The sequence below is a fragment of the Streptosporangium sp. NPDC006013 genome (assembly GCF_040614275.1).
Classification (GTDB): domain Bacteria; phylum Actinomycetota; class Actinomycetes; order Streptosporangiales; family Streptosporangiaceae; genus Streptosporangium.
This window is the reverse complement of the sequence record NZ_JBEXUE010000752.1, coordinates 1-3,187: the sequence shown is the minus strand read 5'-3', so window position 1 is coordinate 3,187 and position 3,187 is coordinate 1. Positions and strand designations below refer to the sequence as shown.

The following is a 3,187-nucleotide window of genomic DNA, read 5'->3' as shown; positions in this document are numbered from 1 at the left end:
AGCCCGTTCAGCACCGCGCGCGGCAGGTCCTCGGGCGCGTAGCAGGCCAGCACTCGCAGCGCGTGGATCGCCAGGGCCGGACAGATGCGGACGGCCTCCCGGACGTCCTCCTGTAGCCCGGGTTCCGGGCTGTCTTGCAGGAGCACGACGATGCCGTCGGCGTCGCGCTGGTCGAACACCTCAGGTGAGCTGAGTACGCATTGCCCCGAGCCGATGCAGGCGTCTTGGTCGATGGTGATCTTCATACGTTTCTCCTTGTGTGATTTACCAGGTAACGGGCAGTTCGCGCACCCCGTAGAAGACCGCGTTCTCCTTGAACGTCAGTTGTTCCAGCGGTACGGCCAGGGCCAGTGTGGGGATGCGTCGATACAGGGTGCTGTAGACGACTTGCAGTTCCACTCGGGCGAGTGGCCGGCCCAGACACTGGTGGGCGCCGAAACCAAAGGCGACATGGTGGCGGGCCTTGCGGTGGACATCGAGGGTGTCGGGGTCGGGGAAGGCCGAGGGGTCCCGGTTGGCGATGCTTTTCACCACGATGATGCCTTCGCCTTTGCGGATGAGCTGGCCGCCGATCTCGAGGTCTTCTCGCGCGACGCGGCGGGCTTCGGTATGGGTGATGGAGAGGTAGCGCAGGAGCTCTTCTGCGGCGTTGGCCACCAGTGCGGGGTCGCCGGCGTCGCGGACCGCGCTCAACTGGTCCGGGTGCGCCAGCAGCGCGGTCGTGCCCAGCGCGATCATGGTCGCGGTGGTGTCGTGCCCGGCCACCAGAAGGAGTTGACCGGCCGTGGCGATCTCACGCCGGGTCATCGCGCCGGTCCGGTACTGCTCGACGGCCAGCCTGCTGAACACGTCGTCGCCCGGCTCGGCATTCTTCTTGTCCACCAGCTCCTCCAGGTAGGCATTCAGTTCCTCGCTGGCGGCCATGGCCTGTTCAGGGTCGGGTTCGTCCATGACGAGCGTGCGGGACACTCGGTGGAAGAGGTCGCGGGCGGTATAGGGCGCGCCCAGCAGTTCGCAGATCACCAGTGAGGGAACCGGCAGCGCGAATGCCTCCACCAGGTCCACCGGATTCGGGCCAGCGAGCATCTCATCGATGAGGTCATCGACGATCCGTTGGATCCGGGGCCGCAACGCCTCCATCCTTCTGATCATGAAGTCCGAGGTCAGTAGCCGTCGCTGGGTGGTGTGCTCCGGCGAATCCATCTGCATCAGCGTCTTCATGTGTGCGTCGCGTGCCTTGCTCACCGCGTTGGTGTGCGGGAATCCGGGTTGCGCCACGTCGACGCTGACACGCGGATCAGCGAGCAGCGCACGCACATCCGCATAGCGGGTCACCATCCACGGAGTGCTGCCATCCCACAGCCTCACTCGTGAAACCGGCGCGTCTTCGAGTCGTCGGCTCAACTCCGGCGACGGGTCGAAGGGACACCCCGTCGCACGGGTCATCGGAAACGTCGGCATCTCTGGCAGGGCGTCAGCCATGGCATCTCCTCGCATCGAATGCGGTCATTGGGGGATCTCGGGCACGTGGCTAACAGGTGATCGAAAGCCCGAGCCGGACATTTCAGCCCCGAGGGGTGGACGTCGTGTCGGTGGATCGCGAGTCACGAGCCCCGTTGGAGCGGAGTGTGGTCGGCTGGCTCGGCGGGCTCCGGGCGGCTTGAACGGTTCGCCGCGCGTGCGGTGATGGCGCCGATCGCGCAGATGATCGCGAATCCGAACAGTAGGTACCGTGCCGAGTCGAGTATCGACGGGTCGCCGAGGTTGACCAGGACTCCGGCCACGGCTGTGCCGAACGCGATCGACAGGCTCGTCACGGTGGCGATCGCCGCGGCGGCCCTGCGTCCTTCCTCTGGATCCTGGGTGCTGGACATGGCGGCCACGGACAGGTGCGGGTAGGCCAGGCCGATGCCGGAACCCGCGATGAACAACACCGGTACCCAGATGAGTACCAGCCAGGTCGGCGTGTCCTCGCGCTGCAGCAGCCCCTGGAGGAGGAATCCGGACGCCAGGAGCAGCGGGCCGATGATGCGCAAACGGCGTACCGTGCGCTCCCTGGTGGCCGATGAGCTGCCGAGCTGGGTCAATGACCAGCCGAGCGAGACGGCCGCCCCGAACAGGCCGGCCGCGAGCGGGGACAGCCCGCCCAACTGCTGGCCGAACAGTGGGACGAACGACTCGACCGCGACACCGAAGGCCAGTAGCCCGAGCGTCAGGTAGATCCATTTCAGTGGTGAGCCGGCCTGGTAGGTCGTGCGCGGGAAGACCCGTAGCTCGCTGCGCCGCTCGTAGGCGACGAAGACGGCCACCAGCAGCAGTGCCACCACGATGCCGCCCGCCATCGCCATGGTGCCGGGCAGCACTCCCGCCAGGCTGACAGCCGCAGTGGCCGCCGTGACCAGCAGCAGCGACACGGCCGGGACCGGCGCCCGCGCGTCGCTGCGTTCGCCGCGCGGCAGCACCCGAGGCACGACCGCGCAGCACGCCGCCGCGATCACCGCCATCGCCACGAACGCCAGGCGCCACGAGCCGAACTGGGCGAACAGGCCGCCGAGCGCCGGGCCGACGAAGTTGCCGACGCCGTACATCGCCGACATCAGGGCGTTGCCGCGGGTCCACAGTCGGCGCGGCAGGGCCGAGCGGATGACGGCGAACCCCAGCCCGGACAGCACCCCCGCCCCGAATCCCTGGACGCCGCGGCCGGCCAGCAGTACCGGCATCGCCGGGCTGGCCGCACAGGCCAGCGAGCCCACCAGGAACACGGCGAAGCCGAGACGGTAGGCGCCGACGTTCCCCCAACGGGCCAGGAGCCGACTGACCAGCATCGTCGCGATCACCATGGCGACGAGGTAGATCGTCATGTTCCACGCGTAGAAGCCGGCGCCGCCGATGTCGGCCACCGCGGTCGGCAGCAGACTCGAGGCCAGGTAGATATTGACCGCACCGACGAGCACGCCGCCCGCCAGCACGATCGCAGCTCCGAGATGTTCGGGGCCCAGCAGTTCCCGCCAGGAAGGCGGGGCGGGAGTTGAATCGGGAATCACGTGGCCATCTCCCTCAGTTCGTCGGGGGCTGCGGTGGGTTCTCCGGGTTCGGACTCGCTAGCCACGGCCATGGAGGCGTTCCGCGCATCGATCCGTCCGCGGCGTGGCCGCCGGCCGCGGGCCTCGATGGCAGGCTCCGCGCC

Annotated in this window: 2 protein-coding genes and 1 pseudogene; all 3 read right to left on the bottom strand. The window is 68.2% G+C overall.

Going from position 1 to position 3,187, the window contains the following annotated elements; all coding sequences use genetic code 11:
• Positions 1-65: 65 nt before the first annotated feature.
• Positions 66-245, bottom strand: a pseudogene (locus tag ABZ260_RS48990) (ferredoxin); the annotation flags it as partial.
• 19 nt (positions 246-264) lie between these two features.
• Positions 265-1,482 (bottom strand): cytochrome P450, encoded by a 1,218-nt coding sequence (locus tag ABZ260_RS48985; RefSeq protein WP_355632250.1) that lies wholly within the window; start codon positions 1,480-1,482, stop codon positions 265-267.
• Positions 1,483-1,604: 122 nt separating this feature from the next.
• On the bottom strand, positions 1,605-3,044 hold the full coding sequence (locus tag ABZ260_RS48980; RefSeq protein WP_355632247.1) for an MFS transporter: 1,440 nt from the start codon (positions 3,042-3,044) through the stop codon (positions 1,605-1,607).
• Between the last annotated feature and the right edge of the window lie 143 nt (positions 3,045-3,187).